The following is a 17219-nucleotide window of genomic DNA, read 5'->3' as shown; positions in this document are numbered from 1 at the left end:
TCAGGCCTCTACATCTTCCTGGATGACCGGCTGGACGAGGGTATCGTGGCCGTACTCGGAGCGTCGCTGCTGTTCATCCTGCCCGTCAACTGGAAAGAACGACGGGCCACGCTCACCTGGTCGGACGCCGCCAGAATCGACTGGGGGACAATCCTCCTCTTCGGCACCGGCATCATATTCGGTTCGCTCCTTGCCGCTACCGGACTGGCAGACACCATCGGGACGTCCGCGTCCCAGAACCTGAACATCACCAATGTCGCCGCCATCACTGCATTCTCCGCGGTCCTCATCTCAGAGACGACCAGCAACACTGCCTCCGCCGCCGTCGTGGTGCCCATCGTCATCCCGCTGTGCCAGGCGATGGGGATTGACCCGTTCGTGCCCGCTTTGGCGGCAACCTTCGCTGCGTCCTTCGGGTTCATGCTCCCCGTATCGACCCCGCAAAACGCGATTGTCTACGGTTCCGGCGCGGTTCCGATCATCAGGATGATCCGCACCGGGCTGGTCTTCGACATCCTTGGCGCACTGCTGATCGTCAGTATCGTCCCGGTGATGGTCGCGGTTACCGGCATCGGCCGGTAACAGAAGACGCCGGCTCTTCCCGGCTTCGGCCGGCAAGCAAGAACGCCAGCCCGTGTTACCCCCCGGGCGGGCGTTCTTGCATCCACCAGCAGGTGAAGATCGGTTCAGATGGATTCCGAGTAGGCGGGGCGGCGGTTAGCTGCGGGGTGCTGCGGGCTGTGGTGTCCGTGTTCCGTCAGGTCCTCGTCGATGTCGGTGACCTCGTCGAGGTGGATGGGGTCCTCTGCCGGCATCGGTTCCACAACCTCGCCGTTGAAGACACGGCGTGCCCGGTCCGCGTCGAGGGTGCGGTCCCACCAGGCGATGAAGAGCGTGGCCACGGCGTTGCCGGTGAAGTTCACCAGGGCACGGCATTCGGACATGAACTTGTCGATGCCGAAGATCAGCATGATGCCGGCAGCGGGGATGGTGCCGATCGTGGTCAGGGTGGCGGTCAGGGCGATGAAGCCGCCGCCGGCGACTCCGGCCGCGCCCTTGGAGGTGAGCAGCATGACGGCGAGGAGGCCGAGCTGCTGGCCGATGGTCAGGTCTGTGTTGGTGGCCTGGGCGATGTAGAGGGCCGCAAGCGAGAGGTAGATGGCGGCGCCGTCGAGGTTGAAGCTGTAGCCGGTGGGGACCACGAGCCCGACTGTTTCCTTCTTCACGCCGGCGTGCTCGAGCTTGCGCATCAGGCCGGGAAGGGCCGGTTCGGCGGTGGACGTGCCCAGGATGAGCATGTACTCCTCTTTGAGGTGGCGGATCATCTTGAAGATGTTCAGCTTCAGGAAGGCCATCACGGAGCCGAGAACCACCACGACGAAGAGGATCGAGGTGATGTAGAACAGGGCGATCAGGCCGCCCATGCTGGTGAGCGAGGAGACGCCGTACTTGCCGACGGCGAAGGCCATGGCGCCGAAGGCACCCAGCGGGGCGGCCTTCATAATGAAGCCAAGGATCTTGAACATCACGCCGGTCAGGCGCTGCACGCCGTCCAGGACCGGTGCGCCCACCTTGCCCATGGCGTTCAGTGCGATGCCGAAGACGACGGCGATAAAGATGATCTGGAGGATGTCGCCTTCAACGAAGGGGCCGACGATGCTGTTGGGGATGATGTGGGTGAGGAACTGCCACCACTCCTGGTGCTGGCCGGCGTCGATGAGCTTCGCGGCGGACTCGGTGGTCTTGATGGTGCTGGCGTCCGCGTTGACGCCTTCACCGAGGCGGAAAACGTTGATTGCCACCAGGCCGAAGATCATCGCGAAGATGGTGCCGACCTGGAAGTACGTGAGCGCTTTCAGGCCGGTCAGGCCGACCTTTTTCAGGTCCGCGACGCTGGCGATGCCGCCCACGATGGTGAGGAACACGATCGGGCCGATGAGCATCTTCATCGAGTTCACGAAGGTGGTGCCGATGGGTTCCATAGCGATGCCGGCGGTCGGGGCAAGCCAGCCGACGAGAATGCCGACGAGAATGGCGGTCAGTACCCAGAAGTACAGCTGCTTGTACCAGCGTGTCTTGGCGGCCGCGCTCTTTGCTGTCTGATTTTTGGCTGGGGCAGCCGGGCCGGCAGCGGTGATGTGGTCCATGATTCCTACCTCGTTGTGGAATGTAAATGGAGGGTGCTTGATGAATGGGAGCATGACGGAGTGGACGGCGGCGGCGGTGTGTTGAACCGCCGTCCACTCCGGGCTGTGTACTGACCGCCGGGCTTTGTCCCGGCTGGTCGCTCGTTCTGGCTAGACGGCGGCCAGGGTGTGGGTGAGGGCCTCGATGATTGCCCCGGTGACGTCATCGGTGTCGGCGTCGCCGCCGACGTCGCGGGTCAGGTACCCGGCGGCTGTGGTCCGTTCGATGGCGGCCTCTACCAGGCGGGCCTCCTCGTGCAGGCCGAAGTGGTCCAGCATCAGGGCGGCGCTGGCGATCGCACCGATCGGGTTGCTGATGCCCTTGCCCGCGATGTCGGGGGCGGAGCCGTGGACCGGTTCGAACATGGACGGGAAGCGGCGTTCCGGGTTCAGGTTCGCGCTGGCTGCCAGGCCCAGGCTGCCGGCAAGCGCCGAGCCCAGGTCGGAGAGGATGTCGGCATTCAGGTTCGAGGCGACGACGACGGACAGGTCCTCCGGCTTGAGGATGAACTTCGCGCTCATCGCATCGACCAGGACGCTTTCGGTCTGCACGTCCGGGTAATCCAGGGCAACGCGCTGGAACGTTTCGTCCCAGAGGACCATGCCGTACTGCTGGGCGTTGGACTTGGTCACCGAGGAGACCTTCTTGACCGTGCGGGTCCGGGCGAGGTCGAACGCGAAGCGCATGATGCGCTCGCAGCCTTTTTCAGTGAACAGGGCGGTCTGCAGGGCGACCTCATTGCCGGGTCCGCGGCCGCTGAGGTTGCGTCCGCCGAGACCGGCGTATTCGCCTTCGCTGTTCTCTCGGACAACGATCCAGTCGAGCTCGGTGTGGTCGGCCTTACGGAGCGGGGACTGGACCCCCGGAAGGAACTTCACGGGGCGGATGTTGGCCCACTGGTCGAAGTTCTGCGTGATGTTCAGGCGCAGGCCCCAGAGGCTGATGTGGTCCGGGACGTTCTCCCAGCCGACGGCGCCGAAGTAGATGGCATCGAAGTCCTTCAGGGTTTCAAGGCCCTTGGGATCCATCATCTGGCCGGTCTTTTCGTAGTAGCCGCAGCCCCAGGGGAACTCGGTCCACTCGAAGGCGAACTTGCCACCGGAGTTTTCTGCCAGGGCGTCCAGGACGCGGCGGCCAGCGGAAACAACTTCCTTGCCGACGCCGTCTGCGGGGATTGAAGCGATGCTGAATTTCTGGGTGGCGCTCATGTGCCTACCTCCTCGTTGAGTCTGCTAGCAGCGTCACACTGCCCTTCCTCTTCAAGTAGAAGGCCTGCCCGTATCAGGCGTCCAAGACCAAGATCCGATGCGGCAAATAGGCTCAGCCTATTGATGAACCGGACCGGTCCCGTTCCCGGGATCCGCTGCAACGTGCAGCTCCGCCACTTTCAGGAACGCCCGGGCCGCCGGCGTCAGGTCTTCCTTCCGGCTCAGGATGGCAACATCGAGGTGGGACACGGGTTCGATGAGCACCGTGCGCAGCCCGGCCTTGTGGGCGGTGGGTGCCCACGAGGAGGGCATCACCGCATGTCCCACTCCGGCGAGCACCAGCGGCAGGATGGAGGTCCGGTGGGCCACCTCGACGACGATCTCCGCGTTGACGCCGTGCGCCAGCGCATCGTCCACCAGCCACCGCATCAGGGATCCGCGCTGGCTGGCGATCAGCCGGTGTCCGCCGAGGTCCTCCCGCTGGATGGCCGCTCCGGGGTTGAAGGTGTCGGCCTGGGGGTTCACGATCAGGATCAGCGGTTGACGCTCCAGCTCCAGGACCTGCACTCCGGGGACCCGGATGGGCGTGGAGGAGCCGGCCAGGCCGATTTCGGTGCTGCCGGTGCGGACGGATTCGATGACTTCCTCGGGCGTGAACGCCGCGCTGACGTTGAGCCGGACCGAGGGGTGGAGCCGGGTGAAGCCGGCGATCATCGACGTCAGCGGCTCAATCCCGGGCGAGGGCATGGTGATGATGTCCAGGCGGCCGCTGCGCACACCCCGCAGTGCCTGGACCGCGGACTGCGCGGCATCGAGGTCGCGCATCACCAGTCTGGCAGGCCCGACGAGCTCCTTGCCCGCCTCGCTGAGGACCGCCCGTCGGCCGATGCGGTGGAAGAGCGGCACGCCGAGGTCCTTCTCCAACCCGGCGATGGTCTGGGACAGCGAGGGCTGCGCGATCAGCAGGTGCTCTGCCGCGCGGTTGAATCCGTCATGGTCAACAACGGCCAGGAAATACTTCAGCTTCCGCGTGTCCACGCCAGCCCCTTCGCGATGCGGTCCTTTGGGCTTCCCGCGTGACGACCTGGCGGGAGCCATGCGTGCCGCGCTGAAGCATAGATAGCCTACGCCTATGAAAGAATCGACGCAGCGCCCAAGCCGGCCCCGCTGACGCATTCGGAGAGCAGGGCCCGCCCCGTAGCTGCAAAAGGAGCCCCGTGAGCAGCCCGATCCAACGCCACAGCGACCATGATGGGGGCTCCGCGGCACCCGCCGCCACTGCCCCGGCCTATCCGCAGCTGCGGCTCAACAGTGATGCCCTCGAAAACAACATCCGGGTGATGGCGTCCTGGTGCCGGGAACGGCATGTGGACCTCGTGCCGCACGTGAAGACGACCATGTCCGCGCCGATCATCGCCCGGCAGGTGGCTGCCGGGGCCGTGGGCGTAACCGTGGCCACGGTGGACCAAACCGCTTCTGCTCTCGCCTGGGGACACCGGCACGTCCTGATCGCCAATCAGGTCGTCGACCGGTTGGGCCTGACACGCCTCCGCAGCTGGCTGGAGGAAGATTCGGAGCGGGAAATCCGCTGCTTCGTGGACTCTGCTGCCGGAGTAGCGGCAGCCCAGGTCTTCGACGCCGAAGCGGGCGCCGCCCTTGAAGTGCTTCTCGATGTCGGAACGCCGGGCGGGCGCACAGGGATCCGCAGCCTCCAGGAGGCTGTCCGCATCGCTGAGCTGGTCCGCGCAGCGCCCGGACTCCGGCTCGTTGGCGTTGCCGGTTACGAAGGCGTCGTGCCCAACAGCAGGGCCGAAGCGACGATCGGGGCCGTCGACCGGCACTGCCGGCTGGTACGGGACGTGTACCTGGAAGTCGCCCGGTTTTATGAGACGCCGGCGCCCATCTACTCGATGGGCGGGTCAGCTTTCCCGGACCGCGTGGCGGAATACCTCCCCGACGAGAGCCAGGTGGCCGGAACACGGAGGATCCTCCGATCAGGCTGCTACGTCACCCACGATCACGGCACGTACGCCAGCGTCAGCCCCGTGCCCGGCCTCCTTCCGGCACTGACAGTCCGTGCCGTCGTGCTGTCCATTCCGGAGGACGGGATGGCCGTCGTCGGCGCCGGCAAGCGGGATCTTCCCTACGACGCCGGACTGCCGGTGGTCCTGTCAGTACGGGCCGCTGACGGTGCACTGAAGGACGGTGCAACCGCTGTTGTGCGCAATCTCTTCGACCATCACACTGTCCTCACCGGAGTGCGCGGCCTGGACGTCACGGATGTGGTGGACTTCGGGATATCCCACCCCTGCTCCGCGTTCGACCGCTGGCCCGAGTACGTCGTCACCGACGGAAACGGTCAGGAAATTGGCGTCTGGCACACGGATTTCCACCGGTCGTCCCTTGCTGCGACCCACCGGTGAGCCACGGCAGGAATGCCGAGCGTCCGCCCGGTAGTCACCGGGCGGTGAGGCCGCCCAGGTTCCGGTATTTCACCAGCCGCTCCGGCAGAAGGGTGGCGATTCCGGCGTTGGACAGGGTGGCGAGTTCGTATTCGATGGCCTGTCCCATCCGCTGGCAGAACGCTTTTGCCTCGAGGGAGGCGTCGGGGCGTTCGTCCACGATGTGTTCAACGAGTCCGTTGGCGTGGAGGGATGCGACGTTGACGCCCTGGGTTTCGGACATGGCGGGTGCGAAGTCGGTGTTCCGGTGGACGATGGCGCTGGCGCCCTCGGGTGGCAGCGGGGAGAGCCACGCGTGCTGGGCGGCGATCGTGCGGTCCGCGGGCAGGAGGGCCAGTGCCCCGCCGCCGGCGCCTTGGCCGAGCAGCACGGACACGGTAGGGGAGTTCAGCCCGATGAGATCGTGCAGGGACCGGGCGATCTCGCCGGCGAGCCCTCCTTCCTCGGCCTCCTTGGAGAGTGCCGCGCCGTCGGTGTCGATGACGGTGAGCAGCGGCAGTCCGAGTTCCTCGGCCAGGCGCATGCCCCGCCGGGCCTCACGGAGGGACGCCGGTCCCATGGCCGTCTGCTGCGAGGGCCGGGGCCGGGTGTGGCCGATGACCACGCAGGATTCCTGGCCGAAGCGGGCCAGGGCCAGCTGAAGTCCGGGGTCCTTTTCCCCCTGACCGGTGCCGTTGAGCGGCAGCACGTCGCGGGCGCCGTAGGCGAGCAGCTGCCGCAGGTCCGGCCGCCGCGGGTTCCGGGAGATTCCGATCGATTCCCAGGCGCCGGCGTCGGACGGTTTGACCGACAGGGTCCTCGGCGGCGCAGGCCGCGGGTGCGGGCCGGTGACCAGGATGCTCAAGGCGCGGTCGACGACGTCGGACAGTTGCCAGGGCGGGACCACCGCGTCGATGAGGCCCCTGTCGAAGAGGTTTTCGGCGACCTGGACGTTCTCCGGAAACGGCGTGCCATACAGGGCTTCGTAGACGCGCGGTCCGAGGAAGCCGACCAGGGCACCGGGCTCGGCCACGGTGATGTGGCCGAGCGATCCCCAGGACGCCATGACCCCTCCCGTGGTGGGGTGCCGCAGGTAGACGAGGTAGGGCAGTCCGGCCTGGCGGTGCAGGCGGACGGCCGCGCTGATTTTCACCATGGACAGGAAGGCGATGGTCCCTTCCTGCATGCGGGTACCGCCCGACGCCGGGCCCGCCAGCAGCGGCAGGCCTTCCCGGGTTGCCCGTTCGATGGCGGTCACGATGCGCTCGGCCGCGGCGATGCCGATGGAGCCGGCGAGGAAACGGAATTCGCTGACGATGACGGCCACGCGCCGGCCGCGGATAAGGCCCTCGCCGGTGAGGACGGATTCATCCACGCCGGTCTTGGCGCGGGCGGCCGCCAGTTCCTGCCGGTACTCCGGGCCGGGATCGGGGTCAACCACCGGGCCGTCCCAGCTCCGGTAGGAGCCCGGATCGAGCACGGCCGTGAGGAGTTCGGTGGCGTCCAGGTGCCGGGCCTTCTGTTCCGTCAGCATGGTCAGCGCCCTTCCTGGTCCGCGGCGGCGGCGCTGACGCTGGCGGGAAGCAGGCCGAGCCACTGCCGGATCTGCTCCCCGTCCTGGTCCAGCAGAGGCGGGGCGGTGTGCGTTTTCAGTGTGGTTTCCGCTGTGTCGGCGGCGCTGAAGAACCGCAGCGGCGGTCCGGGCAGGCTCACGGTGCCCAGGATCCTGTGGTCGACGTCGATCATGAGCCCCTGTGAGTGGACCTGCTCCCAGGCGTAGACCTCGTCCAGGGTGCGGACCTTGCCGGCCGGGATGCCGGCCTCGTTGAGTTTGGCGAGCAGCGGCTCGGCCTCGAAGTCGGCGAAGGCCTGCTCGACCTCCTCGATGACCTTCTCGCGGTTGCGCACCCGGTCCGCGTTGGTGGCGAATTCCGGCCGGGCGGCGTCGATGCCGAACGTGGACGCGAACGTGTTCCAGAGCTTCTCGCTGCCCACGCTGATCTGCACACGGCCCTGCCGGCAGTGGAACAGTCCGTAAGGAGCGATGGAGGGGTGGTGGTTGCCTTGGGCCTTGGGCGTTTCGCCGGCGACGGTGGCCCTGGTGCCCTGGAAGGCGTGCACCCCGATGAGGGCCGCGAGCAGTGACGTGCGGACGATCTGCCCCTGCCCGGTCTGTTCGCGCTGCAGCAGCGCGGCGAGGGTGCCGAATGCCCCGTACATGCCGGACAGCAGATCGGCGATGGGAACGCCCACCCGCTGGGGATCGTCCGGGCCGGAGCCGGTCAGGGACATCAGCCCGGCTTCGCCCTGCAGGATCTGGTCGTAGCCGCTGCGGCGGGATTCCGGCCCGTCATGCCCGAAGCCGGTGATCGACAGGACGACCAGTGCCGGGTTCAGCGTGTGCATTTCCGCCGCCGAAAAGCCGAGCCGGTCCAGGACGCCGGGGCGGAAGTTCTCGATGACGACGTCGGCCCGTTCGAGAAGTTCGCGCAGGACGGTCCGGCCGTCGTCGCTCTTCAGGTCCAGGGCGATGGATTCCTTGTTGCGGTTGCAGGACAGGAAGTACGTGGCCTGGGGGTCGTCCTCGGGGCCGACGAACGGGGGACCCCAGCCGCGGGTATCGTCTCCAGTGCCCGGGTTTTCGACCTTGATGACCCTGGCGCCGAGGTCAGCGAGCATCATGCCGGCGTGCGGGCCGGCCAGGGCACGGCTCAGGTCCACGACGAGGTAGCCGGTGAGGGGGCCTTCGGGCTGGGGTGTTGATTCTGGGCTCATGCTGGGTGTTCCTTACTCTTGCTTGGAGGGGCTGGTGGTGGTGTTCCGGGGCGGCTACATCCAGCCGGGGAGGACCATGACCAGCCAGGCGACGGCGGGGCCGGCGACGACGACGATGCCGCTGTAGGCCAGGATCTGCTTGTAGAACTTGTCCTTGTCCACGTCCTCGTGCGCGTTGGCCAGCACCAGGGCGCCGTTGGTGGAGAACGGGGAAACGTCCACGATCGTGGAGGCCACGGCCAGTGCGGCGATAACCCCGACGGCGCCGACTTCACCGGTGGCCAGGAACGGCACCGCCAGGGGAATGAGGGCCGCGAGGATGGCGGTGGAGGAAGCGAAAGCCGAAACCACGGCGCCGATGTAGCAGATCAGCAGGGCCGCCAGCAGCGGCATACCCAGCTGGGCCACGCCGTCGGACACGAACTGGATGGTGCCGGCTTCCTCGAGCACTCCCACGAAGGTGAGCATGCCGCAGAGGAGTAGGACGGTGGACCAGCTGATCTTGTTGACGGCGCCCTTCTGGGCCGCCGGGGAAACGAGGGCAAGGACCATGGCAATGGTGATGGAGACGAAGCCGACGTCCACCTTGAACCCCAGGGAGATCACGGCGAGGGCGATCAGGCCGGCGATGGTGACCAGTTGCGGAACGGTGGCGCGGGCGCCGGCCGGATCAGCGGCGGGCGCGGAACCGGCGGCGGAACCTGAGGTTCCCTTGCCGGCCACTCCGGAGGCCGGGATGTCTGAACCGGAACCCTTCAGGGTGACACCGGCCGCGCGGGCGCCGACGCTGACGGCCATCCTGGACTCGGCGGCCTGCTCCACGAGCCGGCCGGTCTTGGTGAAGAGCAGCTTGCTGCCGCCCAGGACGATGAACAACACGACGGCGATGGCAAGGTTGAAGATGAAGCTGGCCAGGAAGATCGCCATCGGGCTGGCTGCGAGATCCGTCTTGGCGATGATGCCGTTGACCGTGACACCGTAGACGGCGATCGGGGAGAAACCGCCTGCCTGCGCCCCGTGGATCACCATCATGCCCATCATGAGGGGGTTGATCTTGTGCTTCGCGGCGAAGCTCAGTGCGATCGGCGCGATGATCGCGACGGCGGCGGGAGACAGGGCTCCAACTGCGGTGATGAGCGCCGTGATGGCGAACATGACCCAGGGGATGAGGGCCACCTTGTTACCCACCATCCGGACCGCGCCGTGGACCAGCAGGTCGATGGTGCCGTTGTTCTGGGCGATCGCGAAGAGGTACGTGACCCCGACGATGGTCAGGAACAGACCCCCCGGGAAGTTGGCAAGGATGTCGGCGGTGGACATTCCCAGCACGACCGAGCCCAACAGGAATGCGCCCACGAAGGCCAAGGCCCCCATGTTGAGCGGGAGCACTGTGGCCAGCAGGAACATCACCGCCAGGATGATGATGGACAGGACGGGAGCGGACATCTTTGTTCCTCCGGATCAGACGATGGGAAGCCAATTGGCTTAGTGGCCTAGCCTCCTAGACACTAGGTGTCTTTGTCAATAGTTCTCCGGTAGGCTTAGGCCAGAATCCTGCCGAAAGGACGCGCATGCCAAAGCAGACAGCGACGCTTAAGATCTCCCGCGTTTCGCGGCCCCGTCTCTATGAGCAGCTCGTGGAGCAGATCATGGACTTCATCGAGTCTGCCCAGCTGGCTCCCGGGGACACTTTGCCGGCGGAGCGTGAGCTCGCCGAGCGGCTGGGAGTTTCGCGGGCAACGCTGGCCCAGGCGCTGGTGGCCCTGGAGGTGCTCGGCGTTATCGACGTCCAGCACGGCACGGGTGCGGTGCTGGTCTACCGACCCAACGTCCCGTCCGTCATCAAAGGCCTGCGTGAGCACCGCAGCCGGCTGCCCGAAATCGTGGAGGCGCGAAGCACGCTGGAGGTCAAGCTTGCCGAGCTGGCTGCTGCCAGGCGCAGCGACGGGGACATGAAAGCCATTGACAAAGCCCTCGATGCGATGGCGGAGGAGGTTGCCTCAGGGGCCAGGGGTGCCCACGGGGATGAGCTGTTCCACCAGGCCGTGACCGCCGCAGCGCATTCTGCGGTGCTGGCCCAGCTGATGACGTTCATCGCCGGAATGGTCCTGGAAACACGCCTTGAGTCGCTCGGACAGCCGGGCCGTCCGGAGCAGTCCCTTGCCTCCCACCGCAAGATCGCCGACGCCATCCGGGCGCAGGACTCCGCCGGCGCTGCCGCGGCAATGCTGGAGCACATTGACCTTGTCTCCGATGTTGCCCTGCTGAAAAACGCCTAAGGCTCGTTCGAACCGCCCCCGCCTGGGCCGGCCGACGCCCGGGCAGTATTCGCAGGTCAGTCGGCGCTGCGGAGGTAGCGGTCCTGGGGGTCGATGGCACGCATGATGCGCCGGCCAATGTCGCCCAGCTGGTGCGACTGCGCCTTGGTGAGCGGATCGAAGACGAGCGTGCGGACTGCATCGACGTGGCCCGGTGCCGTTTGAACCACTTTCTCCCAGCCGTCATCGGTGAGTGTCGCCAGTGTGATGCGGCCATCGGACGGGTCGGCCGAGCGCTTCACCCAGCCGCGTTTCTCGAGGCGCCCAACGACTTGGGACAGGCGGGGGAGTCCCGCTTCCGTGAAGCCGGCCAGGTCACTCATCCGGCGCGTGCGCCCCGGGGCTTCGGAGAGGCCGGCAAGCACCATGTATTCAAAGTGGCTCAAGCCGGCGTCGCGTTGCAACTGGGCGTCGAGGGCAGAGGGAAGTCGCATCATCACGCCCACGAGCGCAAGCCAGGCCTGGCGCTCATCAGTGCTCAGCCAGCGCGGTTCCGCAGGGGTTTCCATGGCGCAATCATAGCGCAATTAACTTCACGCATGAACTTATATTTCACCTAAATCACTTGCATCGTGAACTAACCGCGAGTACGGTTAACTTCAATCTTCAAGTAAATTCAGGATCGGATGTGGCATGGACGTGGACACTCGGGTGACGGTGCGGAGTCAGGTGACCGTGCCATTGCGCTTTCCGGACGGCTTCCAGGCAACCGCAGAGGTGCTGACGTTCCATGGATTGGCGGACGGCAAGGAGCACCTCACGCTGGCCCTCGGCGACTGGGAACAGGCGGTGCTTGCTCCGGCGGCCAACGGAACAGGGCCGCTGGTACGCCTGCACAGCGAATGCATGACCGGAGACGTGTTCGGCAGCCAGCGCTGCGACTGCGGTCCCCAGCTGAGGGAAGCGGTGGAAAAGATCGCCGGCGCCGGCGGGCTCCTGCTCTACCTCCGCCAGGAGGGCCGCGGCATCGGCCTTTACTCAAAACTCGACGCCTACGCCCTGCAGGACGCAGGCCTTGATACCTACGAAGCCAACTTGGCCCTCGGGCACGGCGAAGATGAACGGGACTACACGGCCGCCGCGCAGATGCTGGGCGCACTCGGTGCCACCTCGGTCCGCCTGCTCACCAACAACCCGGACAAAGCCCGCCAGCTCAGTGGCCTCGGCATCGGCATCACTGAACAGGTCCCCACCGGAGTCCATCTGTCCCCGGCAAACCACCGCTACCTTGCCGCAAAGCGCGACCACACCGCCCACACGCTCGTCCTCCCGCCCGCTGCCTGAACCAGACAGGATCACGCATGATCACCTTCCCGGCTGACGTCGCCATGTACAGCACTGAACCGTCCGGCACAGTCCCCGGCCACAACGAGATGCTTGCGCGCGTCGACGCCCTGATTCCCCGCCTGCGGGCGCGCGCCGAGGAGACTGAGCGGATCCGCCGCATTCCGGAATCCACGATGGCGGAGCTGCGGGACATCGGAGTCTTCCAGTTGCTTGCGCCGAAAGCTCTCGGGGGATTCGGCTTCGGCGTGGCGACGTACGTCGAAGTGGTGCGCAGGCTTTCCCGGGGTTGCCCGTCCACCGCCTGGACCGTGGGGCACCTCATCGAGCACGTCTGGATGCTGGCCCGATGGCCTCACAAGATTCAGAACGAAGTCTTCGCTGGAGGGCCGGCCCCCTTGGCGGCCGCAACCGGTTCCCCGGCTGGTACGGCTGCCAAGGTTTCGGGCGGCTACTTGATCTCGGGCCGGTGGACGTTTGCCTCCGGTGTAATGCACTCAGAGTGGGCCCTGCTGGCCGTGCAGCACGGTGAGGTCCGTTTGCAGTGCCTGGTGCCCGTTTCTGACGTGGAACTGCTGGACGTGTGGCACACCGCTGGCCTGCGCGGGACGGGGAGCAATGACATTCTCGCGGACAAGCTGTTTGTGCCGGAGTATCGGACGCTGGACTGGGCACTTCTCAGTGCGGCCGACAACCCGGGCAGCCGCATCCATCCTGATCCGATCATCCGTACGCCGCTGGCCACGTTACTGAACATGGTGGCTCCGGCTGCCGCGCTGGGGGCCGCTGAGCACGCCGTCGAACTTTTCCGTCAACGAATGCTGGTGCGAAAGGTAAAGAACACAGCGGAGAACCGCCAAGCGGATTCACCGCTTGCGCAGGCCAGGTATTCGCAGGCTTACGGGCTCGTTGCCACCGCACGTTTGCAGTGGGGCGAAGCGATCCGCGTGGTCGCTGCCTCCTATGAGCGACAGCCGGCCACGATGACGGACGAAGAACGGGCGCAATACCGGCTGTCCCTCGCTCTTAGCGGCGAGGCGTCGGCAGAAGCCGTTCGTCTCGTCCTGGCGGGGTCAGGCGGCAGCGCGCACCGGCTTTCCCATCCGCTCCAGCGGATCCAACGTGATGTCAACGTCCTGCTCAACCACCCGACACTGACCATGGACCCCATCCTCGAACAGGCAGGTCGCGGCCTCCTGGGGCTCGGATTCACGATTCCGGCGTTCTGAGCGCAAAGAGCGGGCTGTTCAGTCTGCGTCGTCACGACCTAGAGATTTGTCATCCGCTCGGCGGCTTCGTTATAGCGCCCGCCAGCCACCTCGATTTTGGATGCGGCCTCCTCGATCTCCGCGAGTTCCCCGGCCGTCAGTTCGACGTCGGCAGAGCCGATGTTCTCCTCCAGCCGGTGAAGTTTCCGTGTGCCGGGGATCGGGACGATCCAGGGCTTGCGCGCCAGGAGCCAGGCCAGCGCGATCTGGCCGGGGGTGACGCCTTTGCGTTGGGCGATGCCAGCGAGCAGGCCGACGACGGCTTCGTTGTGCCGGAGCGCTTCGGGCGCGAACCGGGGGATGGTGCTGCGGATGTCATTGCCGGCGTCGAAAGTGGTTGCGGCGGTGATGGTGCCGGTAAGGAAGCCTTTGCCGAGCGGACTGTACGGCACGAAGCCGATCCCCAGTTCCTCGCACGCCGCCAGTACCTCCCGTTCGGGGCGCCGCCACCACAATGAGTACTCGCTCTGGACGGCCGTGACCGGCTGGACAGCATGGGCTCGGCGGATTGTCCCGGCGGCGGCTTCGGACATCCCGAAGTGCTTCACCTTGCCGGCTTCGATGAGCTCCTTGACCGCACCCGCGACGTCCTCGATGGGCACCTCCGGGTCGACGCGGTGCTGGTAGTAGAGGTCGATGGCTTCTACCCCCAGCCGCTCTAAGGAGCCCTCGACAACGCGCTTGATGACCTCGGGACGGCTGTCCACCCCGCCGCCGGGCTTGCGTTCGATCGGATCGATGTCCCATCCGAACTTCGTGGCGATCACAACCTTGCCTCGGTACGGCGCGAGCGCCTCGCCGACGAGTTCCTCGTTGGCGTAGGGACCGTAGATTTCGGCGGTGTCGAAGAACGTCACGCCGCGCTCGACGGCGGTTCGGATCAGGGAGATCATTTCCCGCCGGTCCGGCCTGTCGCTGTAACCGCCCGTCATGCTCATGCAGCCCAGCCCGATGGCGGAGACCTCCAGGCCGCTGGTACCTAAAGTGCGCTTATCCATTGCTCGTGCTCCTATCGCTGTGATGTCGCGGCCGGCGGCGGCCGAGTGCGGAGCCGCCCTATCAAGATCACCACCCCGGGCCCGGGCGCGGGAGTGCCTGCTGGTCCACGTACTGCCAGACCACCCTTCAGCAGCCTCCGCCGCGAAGGGTGTACTGGCAGGACCTCCCGCCGACGCGTCCCCGGGACTTAGCCTGAATGCATGGATAGTCAAAGCGATGTACGTGAATTCCTCCGGTCCCGCCGGGCCAAAGTGACTCCTGAGCAAGTTAACCTGATCGTGGGCACCAACCGGCGCGTGCCCGGCCTGCGCCGGGAAGAAGTCGCCACACTGGCCTCCGTCAGTGTGGACTACTACGCCCGGCTGGAGCGCGGGAACCTCACCGGGGTTTCGGACGAGGTTTTGGAAGCCATTGCCCACGCACTGCGGCTGGACGAAGCCGAAACCGCCCATCTCTTCGACCTGGCCCGGGCCGCACAGCAGCGGCCGGCCCGCCGTCGTCGTCCGGCGCCGCCGGAACAGGTGCGCCCCGGCCTGCAGCGGTTCCTGGACGCCGTCACGGGCGCCCCCGCCTGGATCCGCAACGATCGCATGGACTTCATTGCCTCCAACGCCCTTGGCCGTGCGCTCTACGCGCCGATTCTGGCTGATCCCGTGCGGCCCGCCAACAATGCCCGCTACGTGTTCCTCGACCCGAAGGCGCGCTCCTTTTACCCCCATTGGGAGCAGGTAGCGAGCGACGTCGTCGCCATCCTCCGCAGCTACGCCGGCCAGCGGCCGCACGACAAGAACCTCACCGACCTGATCGGGGAACTCGCCACCCGGAGTGACGAATTCCGCACGCGCTGGGCCGCCCACAACGTCCGGTTCCACCGCACCGGGGTGAAGCAGCTTCACCACCCGGTGGTGGGGGACCTTGAACTCACATACGAAGCCATGGAACTGCCGGCCAACCCGGGCTGGACCATGTTCGCCTACACTGCCGAACCCGGTTCTGCCAGTGACGAGCGCCTGAAGCTGCTCGCAAGCTGGGCCGCGACCACCACCAGCGAACAGCCCGTCCCCGCGTCAGAAAGGACGCCCTAGGGGCGCAGTAGGGGCAGGTTGACGCCAGGCGGGCTGCCACCTCTACTGGCCGGATCCCGGCAGGAACTGACGGTTCCTGATCCGTGACTCGCCGAACTGAATTGCCAGGGGTTCAATTTCCCAGGCTCCGCCGCCCCGCGTTTTCGGGCTGCCCACGGCGACGTGCGGTGTCCAGTGCGGGGACCGGAAGCCCAGGGCGCGCGAGCTGAGGATGAAGTCGTCCACACTGTCCACCAGCATTTCGTCCAGGAGTTCGTGGAGGGCCTGCACCAGGGAGACCTGATAGTCACGCACGTGCTCCGGGACAGTGACGTCCAGCCCGGACACGCTGCCGCCGCCCAGGGTGATCAGCCGTTCAGCGCTGCCGGAAAAGCCCTCCAGCACCGGCAGCCGCTGCACCCAGGCTGACGTGCTGCGGGCTGCAGCGGCAGCGCTCGTAACGCCCTTGGTCCATTCCGAGATGTCCCGGGCGAAATCGTCCATGACCCCGAGGTGCAGCAGGGTCAGGTGCAGTCCCCGCTGCCTGCGCAGCCCGCGGACGTAGCTGCCAAGTGCCTCGTAGTCCGAGGGGCCGGATCCGATGCGGAGCACCGGCGATTCGACCGTGATGCGGGGAATTGTTTCCATTCCGGCCCCTCCTGACCGCGCTGGCTATTGGCTCTGGTTGCCATTATCCGCCGAGGGGCGGCAACAGGCGCACGAGCCGGGTCACACTGCGAGCGAACGCAAGCCGTCCAGCAGGGGAGTCGTGTGCCGCCCGGCGAGCCGTGCGAGGTCGCCGGTGGTCAGGGCGAGGGCATCCTCCCGGATGTTCCCGTCCAGGGCGGCAAGGAAACCGGCGGTTGCCGGGTCGAGGCCTGCAGCCTCCAGTGCGCTGGCGTGCTCTGCCGAACTCACGGAGTCATAGCTGACGGCGCGCCCCAGGACGGTGGAGAAGGCTGACGCCAGCTCCTCATAGGTCCAGGCGTAGTCCCCGGACAGTTCGTAGACCCGGCCTTCATGCCCCGGGGTGGTCAGGACGGCGGCGATGGCAGCGGCGTAGTCCGCACGGGTGGCGCTCGCCACGCGCCCCTCGCCGGCACTCCCCAGGAGCGTTCCGGTCTCGCGCGCCGTGGCCAGCGCAGCAGCATAGTTCTCCGTGTACCACCCGTTGCGCAGGAAGGTGAACGGCAGGCCGCTGGCACGGATGTACTCCTCGGCCTTCACATGGTCCGGGGCAAGAATGATCGGCGTGCTGTCGGCCGCCAGCACGCTGGTGTACAAAATGTGGGCAACCTTGGCCCGCACGGCCGCATCGATGACGGCCTCATGCTGTGCTGTGCGGTTCTGGATATCGTTGCCGGAAATCAGCAGCAGGGTGTCACCTTCGCTCAACGCCGAGTCAACGCTGGCCGGATCGTTGTAGTCGACCGATGCGGTCCTGACGCCGAGTCCCGCCAGGTCCGCAAGCTGTTCGGCAGACCTGCCGCCGGCCACGATCTCCCCGGCCGGTACGCCGCGTTGCAGCAATTCCCCGACGACGAGCCGTCCCAGCTGGCCGGTGGCTCCCGCAATAACGATGGACATGTGATTCTCCTTGATTACCGGGCGCCCGGATCGGCGCCTTCCGTAATGGCCAACCTGCCTCGAAGGGGAACAATTCCGTCTCCCGATC

Annotated in this window: 16 protein-coding genes; 6 read left to right on the top strand and 10 right to left on the bottom strand. The window is 66.5% G+C overall.

Annotation, left to right across the window (positions count from 1 at the left end; translation table 11 throughout):
- The first annotated feature begins 45 nt into the window (after window positions 1-45).
- Window positions 46-582, top strand: a complete 537-nt coding sequence (locus J7I79_RS24160) for an SLC13 family permease (protein ID WP_311380526.1) — start codon at window positions 46-48, stop codon at window positions 580-582.
- Between the two features lie 104 nt (window positions 583-686).
- Here the strand turns inward: J7I79_RS24160 and dctA are convergent, their stop codons facing one another.
- From dctA to J7I79_RS05765, 3 genes are all read right to left on the bottom strand, one after another.
- Window positions 687-2147 (bottom strand): C4-dicarboxylate transporter DctA, encoded by a 1461-nt coding sequence (gene dctA / locus J7I79_RS05775; RefSeq protein WP_214951294.1) that lies wholly within the window; start codon window positions 2145-2147, stop codon window positions 687-689.
- 150 nt (window positions 2148-2297) lie between these two features.
- Window positions 2298-3395: a tartrate dehydrogenase gene (locus tag J7I79_RS05770; protein ID WP_214951292.1), complete on the bottom strand. Its 1098-nt coding sequence runs from the start codon at window positions 3393-3395 to the stop codon at window positions 2298-2300.
- Between the two features lie 117 nt (window positions 3396-3512).
- The gene (locus J7I79_RS05765; protein ID WP_214951290.1) at window positions 3513-4433 is read right to left on the bottom strand and encodes a LysR family transcriptional regulator; all 921 of its coding nucleotides are present in this window, start codon (window positions 4431-4433) and stop codon (window positions 3513-3515) included.
- Window positions 4434-4612: 179 nt separating this feature from the next.
- Here J7I79_RS05765 and J7I79_RS05760 point away from each other — a divergent pair, with 179 nt between their 5' ends.
- Window positions 4613-5818, top strand: coding sequence for an alanine racemase (locus J7I79_RS05760; RefSeq protein WP_214951288.1), 1206 nt, complete (start codon window positions 4613-4615; stop codon window positions 5816-5818).
- Between the two features lie 34 nt (window positions 5819-5852).
- On the opposite strand, the gene J7I79_RS05755 is transcribed toward J7I79_RS05760, so the two are convergent.
- The 3 genes from J7I79_RS05755 to J7I79_RS05745 are packed head-to-tail and all read right to left on the bottom strand — an operon-like array spanning window position 5853 to window position 10057.
- Entirely contained in the window at window positions 5853-7370 is a 1518-nt protein-coding gene (locus J7I79_RS05755) for a carboxyl transferase domain-containing protein (RefSeq protein ID WP_214951286.1), read from the bottom strand.
- 2 nt (window positions 7371-7372) lie between these two features.
- Complete coding sequence (locus J7I79_RS05750) at window positions 7373-8611, bottom strand: CaiB/BaiF CoA-transferase family protein (protein ID WP_214951284.1); 1239 nt, start codon at window positions 8609-8611, stop codon at window positions 7373-7375.
- A gap of 54 nt (window positions 8612-8665) precedes the next feature.
- Window positions 8666-10057, bottom strand: coding sequence for an SLC13 family permease (locus J7I79_RS05745; protein ID WP_214951282.1), 1392 nt, complete (start codon window positions 10055-10057; stop codon window positions 8666-8668).
- 125 nt (window positions 10058-10182) lie between these two features.
- On the opposite strand from J7I79_RS05745, the gene J7I79_RS05740 reads away from it, so the two are divergent.
- Entirely contained in the window at window positions 10183-10890 is a 708-nt protein-coding gene (locus J7I79_RS05740) for a FadR/GntR family transcriptional regulator (protein WP_214951280.1), read from the top strand.
- 56 nt (window positions 10891-10946) lie between these two features.
- Here J7I79_RS05740 and J7I79_RS05735 read toward each other — a convergent pair whose 3' ends face one another.
- On the bottom strand, window positions 10947-11438 hold the full coding sequence (locus J7I79_RS05735) for a MarR family winged helix-turn-helix transcriptional regulator (RefSeq protein WP_214951278.1): 492 nt from the start codon (window positions 11436-11438) through the stop codon (window positions 10947-10949).
- A gap of 124 nt (window positions 11439-11562) precedes the next feature.
- On the opposite strand from J7I79_RS05735, the gene ribA reads away from it, so the two are divergent.
- Window positions 11563-12213, top strand: a complete 651-nt coding sequence (gene ribA / locus J7I79_RS05730; RefSeq protein ID WP_214951276.1) for a GTP cyclohydrolase II — start codon at window positions 11563-11565, stop codon at window positions 12211-12213.
- A 17-nt stretch (window positions 12214-12230) separates the two neighbouring features.
- The gene (locus J7I79_RS05725) at window positions 12231-13442 is read left to right on the top strand and encodes an acyl-CoA dehydrogenase family protein (protein WP_214951274.1); all 1212 of its coding nucleotides are present in this window, start codon (window positions 12231-12233) and stop codon (window positions 13440-13442) included.
- A 38-nt stretch (window positions 13443-13480) separates the two neighbouring features.
- Here J7I79_RS05725 and J7I79_RS05720 read toward each other — a convergent pair whose 3' ends face one another.
- Entirely contained in the window at window positions 13481-14479 is a 999-nt protein-coding gene (locus J7I79_RS05720) for an aldo/keto reductase (protein ID WP_214951272.1), read from the bottom strand.
- A 201-nt stretch (window positions 14480-14680) separates the two neighbouring features.
- On the opposite strand from J7I79_RS05720, the gene J7I79_RS05715 reads away from it, so the two are divergent.
- Entirely contained in the window at window positions 14681-15565 is an 885-nt protein-coding gene (locus J7I79_RS05715) for a helix-turn-helix transcriptional regulator (protein WP_214951270.1), read from the top strand.
- A gap of 42 nt (window positions 15566-15607) precedes the next feature.
- Here the strand turns inward: J7I79_RS05715 and J7I79_RS05710 are convergent, their stop codons facing one another.
- Window positions 15608-16192 carry a hypothetical protein gene (locus tag J7I79_RS05710; protein WP_214951268.1) on the bottom strand — a complete coding sequence of 195 codons (585 nt, stop codon included), beginning with the start codon at window positions 16190-16192 and terminating at the stop codon, window positions 15608-15610.
- An 81-nt stretch (window positions 16193-16273) separates the two neighbouring features.
- Window positions 16274-17131: an SDR family oxidoreductase gene (locus J7I79_RS05705; protein WP_214951266.1), complete on the bottom strand. Its 858-nt coding sequence runs from the start codon at window positions 17129-17131 to the stop codon at window positions 16274-16276.
- Window positions 17132-17219 lie beyond the last annotated feature (88 nt).

Source organism: Arthrobacter sp. ISL-69 (genome assembly GCF_018613775.1).
In the GTDB taxonomy this organism is placed as follows: domain Bacteria; phylum Actinomycetota; class Actinomycetes; order Actinomycetales; family Micrococcaceae; genus Arthrobacter.
The sequence above is the reverse complement of the archived record's forward strand: the minus strand, read 5'-3'. Positions and strand labels throughout refer to the sequence as shown.

What these genes read in the sequence shown, in the direction of transcription:
- dctA (WP_214951294.1), bottom strand. Translation starts at nt 2,147, where the DNA reads ATGGACCACATCACCGCTGCCGGCCCGGCTGCCCCAGCCAAAAATCAG.
- J7I79_RS05770 (WP_214951292.1), bottom strand. Translation starts at nt 3,395, where the DNA reads ATGAGCGCCACCCAGAAATTCAGCATCGCTTCAATCCCCGCAGACGGC.
- J7I79_RS05755 (WP_214951286.1), bottom strand. Translation starts at nt 7,370, where the DNA reads ATGCTGACGGAACAGAAGGCCCGGCACCTGGACGCCACCGAACTCCTC.
- J7I79_RS05750 (WP_214951284.1), bottom strand. Translation starts at nt 8,611, where the DNA reads ATGAGCCCAGAATCAACACCCCAGCCCGAAGGCCCCCTCACCGGCTAC.
- J7I79_RS05745 (WP_214951282.1), bottom strand. Translation starts at nt 10,057, where the DNA reads ATGTCCGCTCCCGTCCTGTCCATCATCATCCTGGCGGTGATGTTCCTG.
- J7I79_RS05740 (WP_214951280.1), top strand. Translation starts at nt 10,183, where the DNA reads ATGCCAAAGCAGACAGCGACGCTTAAGATCTCCCGCGTTTCGCGGCCC.
- J7I79_RS05735 (WP_214951278.1), bottom strand. Translation starts at nt 11,438, where the DNA reads ATGGAAACCCCTGCGGAACCGCGCTGGCTGAGCACTGATGAGCGCCAG.
- ribA (WP_214951276.1), top strand. Translation starts at nt 11,563, where the DNA reads ATGGACGTGGACACTCGGGTGACGGTGCGGAGTCAGGTGACCGTGCCA.
- J7I79_RS05725 (WP_214951274.1), top strand. Translation starts at nt 12,231, where the DNA reads ATGATCACCTTCCCGGCTGACGTCGCCATGTACAGCACTGAACCGTCC.
- J7I79_RS05720 (WP_214951272.1), bottom strand. Translation starts at nt 14,479, where the DNA reads ATGGATAAGCGCACTTTAGGTACCAGCGGCCTGGAGGTCTCCGCCATC.
- J7I79_RS05715 (WP_214951270.1), top strand. Translation starts at nt 14,681, where the DNA reads ATGGATAGTCAAAGCGATGTACGTGAATTCCTCCGGTCCCGCCGGGCC.
- J7I79_RS05710 (WP_214951268.1), bottom strand. Translation starts at nt 16,192, where the DNA reads ATGGAAACAATTCCCCGCATCACGGTCGAATCGCCGGTGCTCCGCATC.
- J7I79_RS05705 (WP_214951266.1), bottom strand. Translation starts at nt 17,131, where the DNA reads ATGTCCATCGTTATTGCGGGAGCCACCGGCCAGCTGGGACGGCTCGTC.